The 16,940-nt window shown below is 71.7% G+C and carries 15 protein-coding genes and 1 pseudogene; 13 read left to right on the top strand and 3 right to left on the bottom strand.

Annotation, left to right across the window (positions count from 1 at the left end; all coding sequences use genetic code 11):
* Positions 1–76 precede the first annotated feature (76 nt).
* The gene (locus tag ABZU69_RS27385; RefSeq protein ID WP_354967183.1) at positions 77–1,345 is read right to left on the bottom strand and encodes a glycosyltransferase family 4 protein; all 1,269 of its coding nucleotides are present in this window, start codon (positions 1,343–1,345) and stop codon (positions 77–79) included.
* A gap of 24 nt (positions 1,346–1,369) precedes the next feature.
* On the opposite strand from ABZU69_RS27385, the gene ABZU69_RS27380 reads away from it, so the two are divergent.
* From ABZU69_RS27380 to ABZU69_RS27365, 4 genes are all read left to right on the top strand, one after another.
* Positions 1,370–2,230, top strand: a complete 861-nt coding sequence (locus ABZU69_RS27380) for a DNA-formamidopyrimidine glycosylase family protein (RefSeq protein ID WP_354967182.1) — start codon at positions 1,370–1,372, stop codon at positions 2,228–2,230.
* 264 nt (positions 2,231–2,494) lie between these two features.
* Positions 2,495–4,066 carry a sugar transferase gene (locus tag ABZU69_RS27375; RefSeq protein ID WP_354967222.1) on the top strand — a complete coding sequence of 524 codons (1,572 nt, stop codon included), beginning with the start codon at positions 2,495–2,497 and terminating at the stop codon, positions 4,064–4,066.
* Positions 4,067–4,104: 38 nt separating this feature from the next.
* A complete protein-coding gene (locus ABZU69_RS27370) occupies positions 4,105–5,331 on the top strand; it encodes a histidine kinase (RefSeq protein WP_354967181.1) in 1,227 nt (408 codons plus the stop codon).
* Positions 5,328–6,089, top strand: a complete 762-nt coding sequence (locus tag ABZU69_RS27365) for a LytTR family DNA-binding domain-containing protein (RefSeq protein ID WP_089018492.1) — start codon at positions 5,328–5,330, stop codon at positions 6,087–6,089. The genes ABZU69_RS27370 and ABZU69_RS27365 overlap by 4 nt, the downstream gene beginning before the upstream one ends.
* A gap of 54 nt (positions 6,090–6,143) precedes the next feature.
* Here ABZU69_RS27365 and ABZU69_RS27360 read toward each other — a convergent pair whose 3' ends face one another.
* Together ABZU69_RS27360 and ABZU69_RS27355 are read right to left on the bottom strand one after the other, a co-directional pair.
* Positions 6,144–6,977: a hypothetical protein gene (locus ABZU69_RS27360; protein WP_354967180.1), complete on the bottom strand. Its 834-nt coding sequence runs from the start codon at positions 6,975–6,977 to the stop codon at positions 6,144–6,146.
* A 14-nt stretch (positions 6,978–6,991) separates the two neighbouring features.
* Positions 6,992–7,483 carry a SigE family RNA polymerase sigma factor gene (locus ABZU69_RS27355; RefSeq protein ID WP_354967179.1) on the bottom strand — a complete coding sequence of 164 codons (492 nt, stop codon included), beginning with the start codon at positions 7,481–7,483 and terminating at the stop codon, positions 6,992–6,994.
* 139 nt (positions 7,484–7,622) lie between these two features.
* On the opposite strand from ABZU69_RS27355, the gene ABZU69_RS27350 reads away from it, so the two are divergent.
* The 9 genes and pseudogenes from ABZU69_RS27350 (at position 7,623) to ABZU69_RS27310 (ending at position 16,909) form a co-directional block, all read left to right on the top strand.
* Positions 7,623–8,273, top strand: a complete 651-nt coding sequence (locus ABZU69_RS27350; protein ID WP_354967178.1) for a DUF5701 family protein — start codon at positions 7,623–7,625, stop codon at positions 8,271–8,273.
* 158 nt (positions 8,274–8,431) lie between these two features.
* Positions 8,432–8,845 carry a hypothetical protein gene (locus ABZU69_RS27345; protein WP_354967177.1) on the top strand — a complete coding sequence of 138 codons (414 nt, stop codon included), beginning with the start codon at positions 8,432–8,434 and terminating at the stop codon, positions 8,843–8,845.
* A gap of 1 nt (position 8,846) precedes the next feature.
* Entirely contained in the window at positions 8,847–10,487 is a 1,641-nt protein-coding gene (locus ABZU69_RS27340; protein ID WP_354967176.1) for a cation acetate symporter, read from the top strand.
* A gap of 80 nt (positions 10,488–10,567) precedes the next feature.
* Entirely contained in the window at positions 10,568–11,332 is a 765-nt protein-coding gene (locus ABZU69_RS27335) for an ABC transporter ATP-binding protein (protein WP_354967175.1), read from the top strand.
* Positions 11,317–13,017 (top strand): ABC transporter permease, encoded by a 1,701-nt coding sequence (locus ABZU69_RS27330; RefSeq protein WP_354967174.1) that lies wholly within the window; start codon positions 11,317–11,319, stop codon positions 13,015–13,017. Before ABZU69_RS27335 ends, ABZU69_RS27330 begins: the two co-directional genes overlap by 16 nt.
* Positions 13,018–13,085: 68 nt before the next feature.
* Positions 13,086–13,619, top strand: a pseudogene (locus tag ABZU69_RS27325) (flavin reductase family protein); the annotation flags it as partial.
* A 185-nt stretch (positions 13,620–13,804) separates the two neighbouring features.
* Positions 13,805–14,170, top strand: coding sequence for a DUF485 domain-containing protein (locus ABZU69_RS27320; protein ID WP_354967173.1), 366 nt, complete (start codon positions 13,805–13,807; stop codon positions 14,168–14,170).
* A complete protein-coding gene (locus ABZU69_RS27315; protein WP_354967172.1) occupies positions 14,148–15,839 on the top strand; it encodes a cation acetate symporter in 1,692 nt (563 codons plus the stop codon). Before ABZU69_RS27320 ends, ABZU69_RS27315 begins: the two co-directional genes overlap by 23 nt.
* 92 nt (positions 15,840–15,931) lie before the next feature.
* On the top strand, positions 15,932–16,909 hold the full coding sequence (locus ABZU69_RS27310) for an NAD-dependent epimerase/dehydratase family protein (RefSeq protein WP_354967171.1): 978 nt from the start codon (positions 15,932–15,934) through the stop codon (positions 16,907–16,909).
* The last annotated feature ends 31 nt before the right edge of the window (positions 16,910–16,940 follow it).

The raw sequence follows: 16,940 nt of genomic DNA, 5'->3' as shown, positions 1-16,940 counted from the left end.
CCGGAAGGGGGGACGGCCACCCTGGGAAGCAGCGGGCGGTGGGCGTGGCGGGCGGTGGGCGGAAGCACGGCCGAGGTCAGCGGCGGTGCGCGGTACGGGCCATGCCGGCATAGATGTTGATGAGCTGCTTGGTGACCACGTCGGGGTGGAAGGTCCGCTCGTAGCGGGCGCGGGCGGCCGGGGCCAGCCCGGCGGCACCGGCCCGGGCCACCGGTAGCGCGGCGGCCAGCGCGGCCGGCTCCGGGGCGACCACCCAGCCGGCCTCACCCTGACCGATTCCGGCCGGCATCGGCGACCCGCCGCCCCCGGCGACGGCGGAGGCGACCTCGGCCGGCCCGGTGCCGGCGGGCTCGTGCGGGGCGTCCGCCCCAACCAGGTACGGGATGCCACCCAACGCGGTGCCGAGCACCGGCCGGCCACTGGCCATCGCCTCGATGATCACGGTCGGCAGCACGTCGTGCCACATGGCGGCGGCGATCACCACCGCGCTCGCCTCGACCGCCGCCCGCACTCCGGCCCGGTCGAGCTGACCGAGGTAGACCACGTCGGGTCGCTCGGCGGCGGCGGCCTCCACCAGCGGGCGCAACTCGCCGTCCCCGGCCACGCGCAGCGGGCCCAGTGCGCCCACCGGATGCCGGCGCCAGGCGTCCAGCAGCAGGTCGACGCCCTTCTCGGGGCTCAGCCGGGCCATGAAGAGAAAACCGTCACCGAGCGGCGCGGGCCGGCCCGGATCTGGCACGGCGTTCGGCTTCACCACGATCCGTTCGTCCGGAATGCCGTAGTCGCTCAGGTGGTCGGCGATCGCCGTGGTCAGCGCGATGTACCGGTCCACCGACCGCCAGGTTCCCCGGTGCACGGCCAGGGTGGTCGCCATCAGCGCACTCTGCGCCGCCGAGTCGCGGTAGCAGCGATGCTTGATCGCCGGCACCCCCAATGCCCGGCCCTTGCAGTCCTGACAGATCACGCCGTCGCGGAAGTAGATCCCCGAGGAGCAGACCTGTCGGTAGTTGTGCACCGTCTGCACCACCGGCACGCCGTGCCGGTGCGCGGTCCGCACCACCCAGGGCGAGAGCAGCGGGTACGGGTTGTGCAGGTGCAGCGCGTCCGGCCGATGCTCGGTGAGCAGCCGGCTCAGGTCGTGCTGGGCCCGGGGCGCCCAGATCGGCGAGATCGGCAGCAGCGCCTTCGCCACCTTCGACATCGACGGGATCTCGTCCGAGCTGCGAATGAACGGCAGCACCTCCACGCCGGCGGCGGCGAGCTGAGCGATCTCCGAGTCGACGATCGTGTTCTCGCCGGAGGGCTGGGCTTCCCGGTACCGGTTGTGTGCCACCACGATTCTCACGGGAAAGAAGGCTACCGTTGGCTGGTGCCCGAACTACCGGAGGTTGAGGCGCTCGCGGGTTACCTGCGACAGCGCGCGGTGGGGCGGCGTGTCGACCGGCTCGAGGTCGCCGCGATCAGCGCCCTGAAAACGTACGACCCGGCACCGACCGCGGTCGCCGGGCGGGCGGTGGTCGACGCCCGCCGGCACGGCAAGTTCCTCGACGTGCTCGTCGAGGGCGACCTGCACCTGGTGGTCCACCTGGCCCGGGCGGGTTGGCTGCACTACCGGGAGGCGTTCCCGGCCACCACCCCGCTGCGCCCCGGCAAGGGCCCGATCGCGCTGCGGGTCCGCCTCGACGACGGTTCCGGGTTCGACCTCACCGAGGCCGGCACGCAGAAGAAGCTGGCCGCGTACCTGGTCACGGACCCGTCGGCGGTGCCCGGCGTGGCCAAGCTGGGCCCGGACGCGCTCGCCGCGGACCTGCCCACCTTTGCCGAGCGGCTGCGCAGCCGGCGCGGGCAGGTCAAGGGGGTGCTGACCGATCAGGCGGTGCTGTCCGGGGTGGGCAACGCGTACTCCGACGAGATCCTGCACGCGGCGAAGCTGTCCCCGTTCGCGATCACCGACCGGCTCACCGACGACCAGCTCGCCACTCTGCACGCGGCTACCCGGCAGGTGCTCGGCGACGCGGTCCAGCGGTCCCTCGGGCAGCGTGCCGCGGAGCTGAAGGGCGAGAAGCGCTCCGGGTTGAAGGTGCACGCCCGCACCGGCCTTCCCTGCCCGGTCTGCGGTGACACCGTGCGGGAGGTGTCGTTCGCTGACTCGAGCCTTCAGTACTGCCCGACGTGCCAGACCGGCGGCAAGCCGCTCGCTGACCGACGGTTGTCCCGCCTCGTACGGTGAGTAATCCCACTCGGCGATTACGGAGCGGAATCGACCCGACTGGGCCGAAGCGCCGGTCCACGGTTCCCGCCACACGCGCATCCATCGGTATAGTGGCCCGGTCCCCGGCTTCTGAAATGGTGCGGAGCCGGCCAGATCCCGCCGGCACCATCGGTCGCCAATCCTTTCCGGGGCCGCGACCGGTCGGATCCCGCGTGGGAGACTGGGACGGTGGGCGACCCGGGCCCTCACGGCGAGTGAGCGGCACGTGTCATGCGGGAGGACATGGGTGAGGTGACGGCAAGCCTCCAGCGCCCGGTAACCAACGAAGGCCGGAGCAGACTCGTGCGGCACGTCGACAGCTTCGAAATCCAGCCGCCGACCCCGCCGTCGCACAACGGCGTCCCCCGGTCGGCATGGGCCAGGGCGCGACGCCGTGTCTCCCGCTGGCACCGCCCCTACACGGCGATCCTCCTCGTGCTCGATTTCGGGGCGGCGGCCTTCGCCAGCTGGATCGCGATCCAGCTCTTCGATCAGGCGGCCTCCGGTTTCTCCGGCACCAAGCAGGACCCGACCTGGTTCCACACCATCTCCTATCTCCTGCTCCCACTCGGTTGGGTGATCATCCTCTGGGGCAACCGGGCCTACGACCGGCGTTACCTGGGGCTCGGGCCGGACGAGTTCAAGCGCGTGATCCGGGGCGCGGTGACGGTCGCCGCGAGCGTCTCGTTCCTCGCCTTCGCCACTGTGACCCAGCTCTCCCGGTACACGGTGGGCACCGCGCTGGTGGGCGCCACCGTGCTGATCCTCTGGGGCCGTTTCGTGGCCCGCTGGGCGCTGCACTACATCCGCCGCCGGGCCGGCCAGGCCGCGCACCGGATGGTGCTGGTCGGCACCCTGCCGGAGTGCCTGGAGGTCTACGCGGCGGTCACCCGCAGCCCGAACGCCGGGCTGGTGCCGGTCGCCATCCACATCACCGACGGCTACGCCGCGGCCCGGGGGATGCCGACCCCGGTGCCGGTGCACGCCGGCCGGGACGTGCTGGCCCTGGTCCGGGAGGTCGGCGGGGACACCATCGCGATCTGCGGGTCGGCCAGCGCCGAGCCGGGTGAGCTGCGCCGGCTGGCCTGGCAGTTGGAGGGCTCCGGCGTCGATCTGGTGGTCGCGCCCCAGCTGACCGACATCGCCGGTCCCCGGGTGCACATCCGGCCGATCGAGGGTCTGCCGCTGCTGCACGTCGAGGAGCCGACCCTCTCCGGGCCGGCGCTGCTGGCCAAGAACCTGATGGATCGGGTCGCCGCCGGCCTCGGTCTGCTGCTGCTGGCTCCGCTCTTCCTCTCCATCGCCGTGGCGATCCGGATCTCCGACCCCGGGCCGGTCTACTTCCGCCAGCCGCGGGTGGGGCACGAGGGACGCACGTTCCGGGTGTGGAAGTTCCGGACCATGTACGTCGACGCCGAGGACCGGCTGGCGAGCCTGGTCGACCGGAACGAGACCGACGGCATGCTGTTCAAGATGAAGGAGGACCCGCGGGTCTTCCCCGTGGGCCGCTTCCTGCGGGCCACCTCGCTGGACGAGCTGCCGCAGCTGATCAACGTGCTCTGGGGTGAGATGTCGCTGGTCGGGCCCCGCCCGTTGCCGGCCGACGATGGCGACTTCCTGGGCGACGTGCGCCGCCGGCTGCTGGTCCGCCCCGGCATGACCGGCCTGTGGCAGGTCTCCGGCCGCTCGGACCTGTCCTGGGACGAGTCCGTCCGGCTCGACCTCTACTACGTCGACAACTGGTCGTTGGCGTACGACCTGAGCATCCTGTGGCGCACCGTGGGGGTCGTGCTCGCCCGCAAGGGCGCGTACTAGGGGTTGGCTCGCCGGCCCGGAGGGGCCAGGATCGCTGCGTGGGTGGCAACCTCTCCGCCGTCGTCGGCGTCGTCTCACTGGTCACCGCGCTGACCGCGGCCCTGTTGGCGGTGCTGCGCCTGCGTGCCCGCCGGGGCATCGCCACCGCCACCCAGCGGGCCACCTACGAGGTGCTGCACACCGCCGGGCTGGCCGCCGAACCGCTGCGGGCGGGGCTGAGCGCGGCGGGCGCGGCGAAGGCCGTACGCCATCTGCGGGCTCTGGTGGGGGCGGTCGGGCTGGCGCTCACCGACGCCGACGTGGTGCTCGCCCTCGATGGACGCGGCGCGCACCACGGCGAGCAACTGCTCGCGGCGGCCCGCCGGGCGATGGAGACCGGGCGCTCGACGGTGCTCGGTGAATCCGAGCTGCGCTGTGACCGGGTGGACTGCCCGATCCGGGGAGCGGTGGTCGCACCGCTGCAGGGCGCGGACGGCCGGGTGGTCGGCGCGCTGGTGGCGATCGCCGACAGCCCGCCGGCGCCCGGGCTGGTGCAGGCCACCCTGGAGACCGCGCACTGGGCCGGCAACCAGCTCGCCCTGGCTGAGCTGGACTCGTCGCGGGAGCGGCTCGCGCGGGCCGAGATCCGGGCGCTGCGGGCGCAGATCAGCCCGCACTTCATCTACAACGCGCTGACCGCGATCGGCTCGTTCGTGCGCACCGACCCGGAGCGGGCCCGCGAGCTGATCCTGGAGTTCGCGGAGTTCACCCGGTACTCGTTCCGGGCGCACGGGGAGTTCACCACGCTGGCCGAGGAGCTGCGGTCGATCGACCGCTACCTGACCATCGAGCGGGCCCGGTTCGGCGACCGGTTGCAGGTGCGGTTGCAGATCGCCCCGGAGGTGCTGCCGGTGACGCTGCCGTTTCTCTGCCTGCAGCCGCTCGTGGAGAACGCGGTCCGGCACGGGTTGTCCCGCAAGCCGGGCACAGGCATGGTGAGCATCGAGGCCCGGGACGCGGGCGCCGAATGCCACATCACCGTGGAGGACGACGGGGTGGGAATGGATCCGACCACGCTGACCGCCGGCATCGCCGAGCTGGCCCGCAGCACCGGCGACCCAGGCGACGAGACGGGCCAGCACGTCGGCCTCTCCAACGTCGACGAGCGCCTGCGGTCCGTCTTCGGGGACCGGTTCGGCCTGGTCGTCGAGACCGGACTCGGCTCGGGCACCAGGGTGAGCATGCGGGTGCCGAAGTTCCATCCCGGCGTGCGGGCCGGGTCGTGAGCGCATCCGGTTTCCTCCGGGTGCTGGCGGTGGACGACGAGCCGCCCGCGCTCGACGAGCTGGCGTACCACCTGCGGGCCGACCCCCGGGTGGCCCGTCTGCACACGGCGGGGGACGCCACCGAGGCGCTGCGGCTGCTCCGCGACGGTGACGTGGACGTGGTCTTCCTGGACATCCGGATGCCCGGCCTGGACGGCATGGAGCTGGCCCGGGTGCTGCGCCGGTTCGCCCGGCCACCGGCGATCGTCTTCGTCACCGCGTACGACGACGGCGCGGTGGACGCCTTCGACCTGGGGGCCACCGACTACGTACGCAAACCGGTGCGCGCCGAGCGGCTGGCCGAGTCGTTGCGCCGGGTGATCGGTTCGCGGGTGGTGCCGTCGCATCCGGCGGCGCTGGCCCGGGCCGAGGAGGACCCGACCATCCCGATCGAGTTGGCCGGCACCACCCGGATGCTGCCCCGCTCGGCGGTGCGCTGGGTGGAGGCCCAGGGGGACTACGCCCGACTGCACACGGCGGAGGGGTCACACCTGGTGCGGGTCTCGCTGGCCACGCTCGCCGAGCGGTGGGCCGACGCCGGTTTCGTCCGGGTGCACCGGTCGTACCTGGTCCAGTTGAAGTTGATCGCGGAGCTGCGGCTGGTCAACTCCGGCTACGTGGTGGTGATCGACGGGACGGAACTGCCGGTAAGTCGACGGCACACCCGGGAGCTGAAGGACAAGCTGGTGCGGGCGGCGAAGCAGGACTGGAACCGGTGACCCCGGCTCCCAGCCCCGCTCACCCTCGTCGGATCCTCTCCGCCTCGGCGGTCGTCAGGCCTTGACCTGGTCGGCGATCGCCAGGGCGATGGCCTTCAGCTGCTCCATGGACAGCGGAGCCTGCGCCTGCGCGGGAACGGCCGACTCGTCGACCCCGACCATGTTCAGCACGTCCGCCTGGAGCGCCCGGTTGCCGGGCAACTGGATCGCGACGAGGTACTGCACGCTCTTCTGCCGCTTACCGGTCAGCGTCTCGATCTTCATCTGGGCGCCGCTCGGGGTCGTGCCCGCCTCGCACACCCTGCGGTAACGGCTGTCCTCGTGGATGCCCGGCGGCGGCCGGCACGGCCAGTGATACCCGGCCGGTCCGTCGGACGCGTCCGGATACACGTCCGGGGTGACCGACACGCCCAGGGAACCCTTGCGCCCCTGGTAGGAGATGCCGGAGGAGGTACCGACGAAGTCCGGGGTGCCCCGGTGGGTGAACTCTGGCGGCTGCCCGTCCGGCTTGCGAGGCTCGCCGACGTAGTCCGGCATCCAGGTCCACTTCGCGCCGGGCGCCACCGTCCGCAGCGCCCGGTCCAGCTCCTGGCTGAGGCGCCTGGCGGTGGCGTCGGCCGTCTCGTCGGTGTCGAAGACCAGGCGGAACCGGGTGTCCGCAGCGGGCGAGGAGGCAGCGGCCCGCGGCGTGGCCGGTGCCGCACCGGGCTCCTGATGGCGTACGGCGGCGCTGACGCCGCCGGCCACCGCCAGAGCCAGCACGGCGGCCAACGAGCCGCCGAGCCGCCGGGCGGCCCTGGCCCGCCGCTCCCGCCGGACGATGCCCCTGACATCGACCTTGGGCGGCGGGGGGGTGCCGATCAACTCGTCGAACAGTTGGTGACTCATCTGGTGCCTCCCGCTCAGTACTGACCGTTGACGGCGGTGCGCAGGTTCGCCAGCCCGCGTGCGGACTGGCTCTTGACGGTGCCGGCGGAGATGCCGAGCATCCTGGCGGTCTCCTCGACCGAGTAGTCGAGGTAGAAGCGCAGGACGAGCACCGTCCGTTGCTTCGGGGCGAGCGAGCGCAGCAACGCGGCGAGCCCGTCGCGATCGGTCACCGTCTCCGGCACGGCGCCGGCCACGTCCGGCACCTCCGCCCACGACTGCTCCCGGTTGCTCCAGGGCCGGCGCCGCTCGTCGAGCCAGGAGCGGGTCAGGACCCGCTGCGCGTACGCGTCGCGGTTCTCCGCCCGACGCACCGTGCGCCAGCTCCGGTAGAGCTTCGCCACCGTGACCGAGACGACGTCGTCGGCGGCGTGCCAGTCCTGACAGAGCAGGAACGCGCTCCGTCGCCAGCGGTCCATCCGGTCCGCGACGAAGTCGTGGAAGTCGTCCTCGTCGGCCCGCCTCACCGCGGTCTTCCCTCTTTGCTGACCATCACGGTCGTACGACGGAGCGGTCGCCCACGAGGGTTGCATCATGCAGCGGGAATAACCCATGCTTGTCGTACGTCGTACGGTATCCCGAGCGAACGACGAATGGAGCCCGCCCGTGTTCGACGCCGCCACCGAATTCGACCGCCAGCTCGACCGCCTGGTGGAGCTGGGATACCCGGCGCTCGCCGACCTGACCGAGGACGCCTTCCGTGCCGTGGTCGCCCCACTCCGCGCGGCGGCGATCGCGGGCGCGGCCGGGCTGCCCGCACCGACCGAGGGCCGGGTGCCGTTCCTGCTGGTCATCACCCGCGACCTGGCAACGGTCGAGCAGCGGCTGGCACTCACCACGCTGGCCGGCAAGCGCAAGCCCGGCTTCCTCGACCGGCACTACGGCGAGGACGACCTGCCGAAGTTCGATCCGATCAAGGAACTGGAGGTGCCGCCGGGTCCCGCGTACCTGCTTTTCGATGTGGACCGCGGTGAGGAGACGCTGAACCTGGCCCCCGCGTCTGCGATGGAGGTGATCATCGGCCAGGACCGACTGCCGCTCACCATCGACGAGGGGCTCGCCTTCGTCACCCTGTACCCAGCGGCGCTGGCGAAGAACAAGTGCTTCTCGCTGGTCGGCTCGCGCTGCGGCGACAAGCGGGTGCCAGCGATCTGGATCAGCCAGGGCGCGCCAAAACTGGGCTGGTGCTGGCACGGCAACCCGCACACCTGGCTCGGCTCCGCCTCCGCCCGCCCGGAACGCGTCGGGCTGGAGTGAGGACGACGCCGGTGGGCTGCCAGGCGGGGCCCGCACGGCGATGCCCACCGGGTTATCCACAGGGGTGACCCGTTCTCCACAGGTTATTCACAATGCCACCCACTGCGCTGGTGAACGAGACTGCTTGACATTCCGGCAGGGCGGGTGAGACTGCCGGGGTGGCCGAGCGACTCCCAGACGTGGGGCCCGGCGGTACGGCACCGCCGCCCCGCCGGACCCGGATCGTGCTGGCCGACATCACCCGGCAGGACACCCGCGCCGAGCGGACCCGCGCCGAACTGGCGCAGCAGACGCAGGTCGGCGAGGCGCTGGTCCGCGGCCTGGTCCGGGCCCAGCTCGCGCTGGCGCTGCGGCTCTCGCTCGTGGTGGCCATCGGGCTCGGCGGGCTGCCCTGGCTGTTCGCCATCGCACCGTCGCTCGGCCGGACGACGGTCGCCGGCGTCAACCTGCCCTGGCTGCTGCTTGGGGTGGCGTCCTTCCCGTTCCTGATCGCGGTGGGCTGGGCGTACGTGCGGCTGGCCGAGCGCAACGAGCAGGACTTCACCGACCTGGTGCAGCGGCCGGAGCGCTGAGGTGGGCAACGACTACGTGGTCCCGGCTATCGTCGCGGTCACCCTGGTCACCGTCGGGATCGGCTTCTACGGGCTGCGGCTGGCCCGGACCACCTCCGATTTCCTGGTCGCCTCCCGGGTGATCAGTCCGACCTGGAACGCCGCCGCCATCGGCGGGGAGTACCTGTCGGCGGCTAGCTTCCTCGGCATCGCCGGCCTCGTCCTCAAGTACGGCGTGGACGTGCTCTGGTACCCGGTCGGATTCGCTGCCGGCTACCTCGCCCTGCTGCTCTTCGTGGCCGCACCGCTGCGCCGCTCGGGCGCGTTCACCCTGCCCGACTTCTGCGAGCTGAGGCTGGGATCGCGCCGGCTGCGCATCCTGGCCACCGCCTTCGTGATCTTCATCGGGTGGCTCTACCTGGTGCCACAGCTCCAGGGCGCGGGGCTCACCCTGGCCACGGTGACCGGCTCCCCGTACCCGCTCGGCGCCCTGCTGGTGGCAGCCGTCGTCACCGCGAACGTGGCGCTCGGCGGGATGCGGGCGATCACCTTCGTCCAGGCGTTCCAGTACTGGCTCAAGCTGACCGCGCTCGCCGTACCGGCGATCTTCCTGGCGTTGCAGTGGCAGGCCGATGCCCGGCCGGCGGTGACCCCTCCCGACGGGCCGACGTTCCGGACCGCGACCACCGTCGTGGTCGAGCACCGCGCGACCCTCACCCTGCCCGACGGCGACGTCCGGGAGGTGAGCCCCGGCGATGAGCTGACCTTCGCCGCGGGCGACCCGGTGCCGGAGGTGTCCGGAGTCGCCACCGACGCCGGCGACTGGCTGCTGCCCAGCACCGCCGGCGACGACGACCGGGGCCTGTTCGCCACGTACTCGCTGATTCTGGCCACCTTCCTGGGCACCATGGGTCTGCCGCACGTGCTGGTCCGCTTCTACACCAATCCCGACGGCGCGGCGGCCCGCCGGACCACGCTGGTCGTGCTGGCCCTGGTCGGCGCCTTCTACCTGCTCCCGACCCTGTACGGGGTGCTCGGTCGGATCTACACCCCGCAGTTGCTGGTCAGCGGGCAGACCGACGCGGTGGTGGTGCTGCTGCCCGGCGCGGCCCTCGGCGACGGGCTGGTCGGGCGGCTGCTCGCCGCGCTGGTCGCGGCGGGCGCGTTCGCGGCTTTCCTCTCCACCTCGTCCGGTCTGCTGACCAGCGTCGCCGGGGTGATCTCGACGGACGTGCTCGGCCGAGGCTCGGTGCGCGGCTTCCGGCTGGCCACGGTGATCGCCGGGGGCGTGCCGGCGGTGCTGGCGCTCAACCTCGCCGGGCTGGACGTGTCGCAGGTGGTCGGGCTCGCCTTCGCGGTCGCCGCGTCGAGTTTCTGCCCGCTGCTGGTGCTCGGCATCTGGTGGCGCGGACTGACCGACCTGGGCGCCGCCGCCGGTGTGCTGGTCGGCGGCGGCGCGGCGATCGGCGCGGTGCTGGTCACCGTGCTCGGCCCGCCGCTGTCCGGCTGGCCGGCCACGCTCACCGCGCAGCCGGCCGCCTGGACAGTGCCCCTGGCCTTCACCGTGATGGTCGCGGTGTCGGTGGCGACCCGTCGGCGGGCCCCCGCCGACGTCGCTGCCACCATGCTCCGCCTGCACACCCCCGAGGCCCTCCGCATGTAGGAGACGTCCGTCCTGGGGATGACGACGGGTCCGCCTGCCGCCGGAGCGCGCAAGTGGTAGCCGACGGATAACGTCGGCTCATGACTGGTGAGCATCCCGCGCTGGCGCTGCGTGGCCTGGCGAAGCGGTTCGACGGCACGATCGCAGTGGCTGGCGTCGACCTCGATGTCCCCGCCGGCTCCTTCTACGGCCTGCTCGGCCCGAATGGCGCCGGCAAGACCACCACGCTGTCGATGGCGGTCGGGCTGTTGCGGCCGGATGCCGGTTCGGCCTGGGTGCTCGGGCACGACGTGTGGCGGGACCCGGTCGCGGCCAAGCGGCTGCTCGGCGTGATGCCGGACGGGGTCCGGCTGTTCGACCGGCTGACCGGGGCGGAGCTGCTGGCGTACAACGGGTTGTTGCGCGGGATGGACCCGGCGGTGGTCGACCAGCGGGCCGCGGAGCTGCTGGACGTGCTGGCCCTCGGCGACGCCGGCCGGACGCTGGTGGTGGACTACTCGGCGGGCATGAAGAAGAAGATCGGCCTTGCCTGCGCGCTGCTGCACGGCCCCCGGGTGCTGGTGCTGGACGAGCCGTTCGAGGCGGTCGACCCGGTCTCCGCCGCCCTGATCCGGGACATCCTCACCCGGTACGCGGCCGGCGGCGGCACCGTGGTCTTCTCCAGCCACGTGATGGAGGTCGTCGAGCGGCTCTGCTCGCACGTGGCGATTCTCGCCGGGGGCGTCATCAAGCGGGTCGGCACGATCGGGGAGGTACGCGGCGACCGCTCGTTGGAGCAGGTCTTCGTCGAGGTGGTCGGCGGGCGTACCGCGACCGGTGAGGAGCTGTCGTGGCTCTCCCGGTGAGCACCGCCGGCGCGCCCGCCGGGCCGGTCCGCGCCGTCTCCGCCCGGCACTTCCTGCGGCTGAAACTGCGGGTGATGGGCAACAGCTTCCGCGGCCAGGGCTGGCGGATCGCGATGTTCATCGGCGGCGCGCTGGTCGGGCTCTGGTTCGCCGCCAGCGGCTTCTTCCTCTTCGCCGTGCCGGGCATGACGGGCAACGGCCGGTACGCGATGCTGGTCGCGGCGGGCGGTGGCGGGCTGCTGGTGCTCGGCTGGCTGCTGCTGCCGCTGGTCTTCTTCGGGGTCGACGAGACACTGGACCCGGCCCGGTTCGCGCTGCTGCCCCTGCCCCGCCGCACCCTGGTCGTCGGCCTGTTCTCCGCGGCCCTGGTCAGCGTGTCGGCGCTGGCGATGCTGATCGCGACGTTCGGGTTGGTGCTCACCGCCTGGACGCTGGGTGGTTGGTCCGCCGGAGTGGTGGCCGTCGTCGGTGTGGTCGCCGGGCTGCTGCTCTGTGTGGCCGCCAGCCGGGCGGTGACCAGCGCCTTCGCCAGCATGCTGCGGTCGCGCCGGGTGCGTGACCTGGCGGCTGTCCTGCTGGCGGTGACCGCCGCGCTGCTCGGCCCGCTGCAGATCTTCGGCCTGGCCGCGCTGCGCGAGACGGACTGGGACCGGCTGACCGGGGTGGCGACCGTGATCGGGTGGACGCCGTTCGGCGCACCGTGGACCGCCGGCATCGACATGGCCCAGGGGCGGGTCTGGGCCGCTCCGGTCAAGCTGCTGATCACCGTGGTCGCGCTCGGCGCCCTGCTGGCCTGGTGGTCACGGTCGCTGGAGTCGGCGATGGTGGGAGCGGTCAGCTCCGGCCGGGCCCCGGTCCGGCGAGGCGCCGCCGGTGGCGCGGTCGCCCAGCTGTTTCCCCGGATCACCGGCCGGATGCGTCGGGACCGGTTCGGCGCCCTGGTCGCCCGGGAGGCCCGCTACTGGTGGCGGGACGCCCGCCGCCGGGCCAACCTGATCACGATCGCGGTGGTCGGCATCTTCGTGCCGGTGATGACCAACCTCGGCGGTGCGGGCTTCGTCGAGGGCGAGCAGGGCATGACGATGAGTGCCGCCGACAGCTCACCGGTCCTGGTCACCATCTCCATGCTCTTCGTCGGTGTGCTCGCCTCGGTCACCCTGGCCAACCAGTTCGGCTTCGACGGCAGCTCGTACGCCGCGAACGTGGTGGCCGGGGTGCCTGGCCGGGTCGAGCTGCGTGCGCGGATGACGGCCTTCTCGTTGTACGTGCTGCCGATGCTGACGGTCGTCGCGGTGGCGCTGTCGCTGCTGCTCGGCCACCCGGGCTGGATCGGGCTGACCGCCGGCAGCATGGTCGCCACCTACGGTGCCGGGCTGGCGGTGAGCAGCTTCGTGTCGGTACTCGGGGCGTACTCGCTGCCGGAAACGAGCAACCCGTTCGCGATGAACACCGGTGCGGGCATGGTGAAGGGCCTGCTCACCCTGCTGGCCATGGTCGTCGCGGCGGTCGCCGGGGTGCCGATGGTGGTGGCCGCGGCGCTGCTCGATGACGCCTGGCTCTGGTTGGCGTTCCCGGTGGGCGGGGCGTACGGGCTGGGCGCGGCGCTGCTGGGTGCGTACCTGGCCGGCGACGTGCTGGACCGGCGGCAGCCGGAGCTGCTGGCCACGGTCACCCCGCGCCGCTGAGCACGACCCGCCGACCTCTGATCGGACCTTCGCCGGTCGGGTCCTCGGAGCGGGGCGGTGGGGTCACAATGTTTCACGTGAATCATGAGCCGGGCGCCGAGATCCACCACACCGACCCGTTCGCGGTGCCGGCCGGGCAACGGTCGCCGGTCCGCCGGCTGCGTGGTCGGCTCGCTGCGCCGGTGACCCTCTGGACCGCGCCGGGCCCGGCCGGGCTGACCGTCTCGTCCACCCTGGTCGCCGAGGGGGAGCCAGACCGGCTGCTCGGGTTGATCGACGCGGAGTCCGATCTCTGGGCGGCGATCGAGGAGGCGGGCCGGTTCGCGGTCGCGCCGCTCGGGCCGCCGCACCGGCAGCTCGCCGACCGGTTCGCCGGCCTCTTCCCCGCCCCGGGTGGGCTCTTCGCCAGCGGGGCATGGACCGACACCCCGTACGGGCCGGTCCCGACGGACGCCGGCGGATGGGTCGGCTGCCGACTGGACACCGCCCGGGAATACGGCTGGGCGCTGCTGGTGGAGGCCACGATCGAGGCGGTCGACCTGGCCGAGGAGGCCAGCCCGCTGCTGCACTACCGCGGTCGCTACCACGAGCTGCCCGGCTGAACGCAGGTCCTGACGGCCGTCGCGACGACCGACCGGTCACCGGAGTGACCTGGGTCACTCGGCGCAGCCAGTCAACCGCTCGGCGCACTCGCTGACCGGCGTCGATCTCGGCCTTCCCCGGCGGGGAGCGCGCTCTTTACCGTGCGCGAAACTCCTCCAACGCCTGTGAAGGTGGTGATCCACAGATGTCCACGGACACACCCGCGTCGACCGCTTCCCAGCCGGACAGATACCTGGCCGTACAACGGTCGGACGAGTTCGCCGGGCTGCGGCGCGCGCTGCGCGGCTTCGTCTTCCCGATGACCGTCGCGTTCTTCCTGTGGTATGCGCTCTACGTCATTCTCTCCGCGTACGCCCGGGACTTCATGGGCGCGAAGCTGTTCGGCAGCAACATCAACGTCGCGTTGGTCTTCGGCCTGCTCCAGTTCGTCTCCACGTTCGTGATCGCCTGGCTCTACTCCCGGTACGCGGACCGGAAGATCGACCCGGTCGCCGACCGGATCCGTGCCGAGATCGGGGAGGTGACCCATGAAGACGGTCCTCGCGGCTAACCCGCTCCTCGCGGCCGAGGCGGGCAGCAACACCGCCCGCAACCTGACCATCACGCTCTTCCTGGTCTTCGTGGCCGTGACCCTGGCCATCACCATCTGGGCCAGCCGGCAGACCAAGACCGCGACCGACTTCTACGCGGGCGGCCGGTCCTTCTCCGGCTTCCAGAACGGTATGGCGATCGGTGGCGACTACATGTCGGCCGCCTCGTTCCTCGGCATCGCCGGCATCATCGCGCTCTACGGCTACGACGGCTTCCTCTATTCCATCGGCTTCCTGGTCGCCTGGCTGGTCGCCCTCCTGCTGGTCGCGGAGCTGCTGCGCAACTCCGGCCGGTACACGATGGCCGACGTCCTGGCGTTCCGGATGCGCCAGCGTCCGGTGCGTACGGCGGCGGCGGTCTCGACCATCACGGTGTCGATCTTCTACCTGCTGGCCCAGATGGTGGGCGCCGGCGCGCTGGTGGCACTGCTGCTCGGCATCAAGCCGGGGACCACCTTCCTCGGCATGGACGCGGACGCCGCGAAGATCGCCACCATCATCATGGTCGGCGCCCTGATGATCATCTACGTCACCGTGGGTGGCATGAAGGGCACCACCTACGTGCAGATCGTCAAGGCGTTCCTGCTGATGAGCGGCGCGCTGGTGATGACCCTGCTGGTGCTGGCGAAGTACAAGTTCAACCTCTCCTCGCTGCTCGGCGACGCCGCGGACGCCTCCGGCAAGGGAGCCGCCTTCCTGGAACCCGGACTCCGCTACGGGGTGGAGACACCCGGCGACGCGCTGAAGACCTTCTACAGCAAGATGGACCTGCTCTCGCTCGGCATCGCCCTGGTGCTCGGCACCGCCGGCCTGCCGCACATCCTGATCCGCTTCTACACCGTGCCGACCGCGAAGGCGGCCCGTAAGAGCGTGCTCTGGGCGATCGGCATCATCGGCACGTTCTACCTGCTCACCCTGGCCCTGGGCTTCGGCGCCGCCGCGCTGGTAGGCAGCGAGGCGATCACCGCACAGGACAAGGCGGGCAACACGGCCGCGCCACAGCTGGCCGAGGCGCTCGGCATCGACTTCCTCGGCGGCGACGTGGGTGGGGCCGCTCTGCTAGCGATCATCGCGGCGGTCGCCTTCGCCACGATCCTGGCGGTGGTCGCCGGGTTGACTCTGGCCTCCTCGTCCAGCCTGGCGCACGACTTCTACGCAAACGTCATGCGGAGGGGCGAGGCGTCGGAGCGGCAGGAGGTACGGGTCGCCCGGATCTCCGCCCTGGTGATCGGCGCGGTCTCGATCGCCTTGTCGATCTTCGCGCAGAACCTGAACGTGGCATTCCTGGTGGCGCTGGCGTTCGCCGTGGCCGCCTCGGGCAACCTGCCGGCGATCCTCTACAGCCTGTTCTGGCGGCGGTTCAACACCTCCGGCGCGGTGTGGGCGATCTACGGCGGGCTGATCTCGGCCGTACTGCTGGTGTTCTTCTCGCCGGTGGTCTCCGGGGCGGCGACGTCGATGTTCCCGGAGCACGACTGGCAGTGGTTCCCGCTGTCCAACCCGGGCATCCTCTCCATCCCGTTCGGCTTCCTGTGCGGATGGATCGGCACCCTCGTTTCCAAGGAGCACGACGAGGACAAGTACGCGGAGCTGGAGGTCCGCGCCCTCACCGGCGCCGGCGCCCACTAACCGCGGCACCTTGTTAAGAAGGGCCCCCTGTACAACGCCAGGCGTTAACAGGGGGCCCTTCCTTAATTCCGGGGGTCGGTAGGCTGATCGGCATGAAGGTTGCTGAGCGCTTCGGTTCCGGTCACCGCATTCTCGTCACCGGCGGCGCCGGTTTCGTCCCGTCGCACCTGGTGGACGCCCTGATCGCCCGGGGTTGCACGGTGGTGGCGTTGGACAACTTCGTCACCGGGTCCAAGGAGAACGTCGCCCACCTGCTGGACCGGCCGACCTTCACCCTGGTCGAGGCGGACATCTCCGACGGTCTGCCGACGCACCACCCGGCGCTGGCCGAGCGGTTCGACGCGATCCTGCACATGGCGTCGCCGGCCAGCCCCACCGACTTCGCCCACCTGCCGGTGGAGATCCTGCGGGTCGGCTCGGTGGGCACCCTGCACCTGCTGGACCGCGCGGTCGCCGATGGCGCCCGGTTCCTGATGGCCTCCACCTCCGAGGCGTACGGGGACCCGAAGGAGCACCCGCAGCGCGAGACCTACTGGGGCAACGTCAACCCGATCGGCGTGCGCAGCGTCTACGACGAGGCGAAGCGCTTCTCCGAGGCGGCCACCATGGCGTACCACCGCCACCGCGGGCTCGACGCGGCGATCGTCCGGATCTTCAACACGTACGGCCCGCGGATGCGCCCGGACGACGGCCGGGCCATCCCGACCTTCATCTCCCAGGCGCTACGCGGCGAGCCGCTCACCGTGCACGGCACCGGCAACCAGACCCGGTCCATCTGTTTCGTCGAGGACCTGGTGCGAGGCATCCTGCTGCTGCTCGACTCGACCGAGACCGGTCCGATCAACTGCGGCACCGAGCACGAGCTCACCATGCGGCAACTGGCTGAGTTGATCGTGTCGCTCTCCGACAGCAACTCGGAAGTGACGTACATCACTCGGAGCTCGGATGACCCGGAGATGCGCCGCCCGGACCTGACCCTCGCCCGCGAACTGCTCGGATATGAGCCGACCGTGGCGCCCGAAGACGGCCTGCGACGCACGATCGAGCACTTCCGGGCGCGGCTAGGGTAACCGGCCGGCGACGCACGACAGCTGGCTGAGT

It is taken from the genome of Micromonospora sp. NPDC005206, from assembly GCF_040608175.1.
In the GTDB taxonomy this organism is placed as follows: domain Bacteria; phylum Actinomycetota; class Actinomycetes; order Mycobacteriales; family Micromonosporaceae; genus Micromonospora.
The sequence above is the reverse complement of the archived record's forward strand: the minus strand, read 5'-3'. Positions and strand labels throughout refer to the sequence as shown.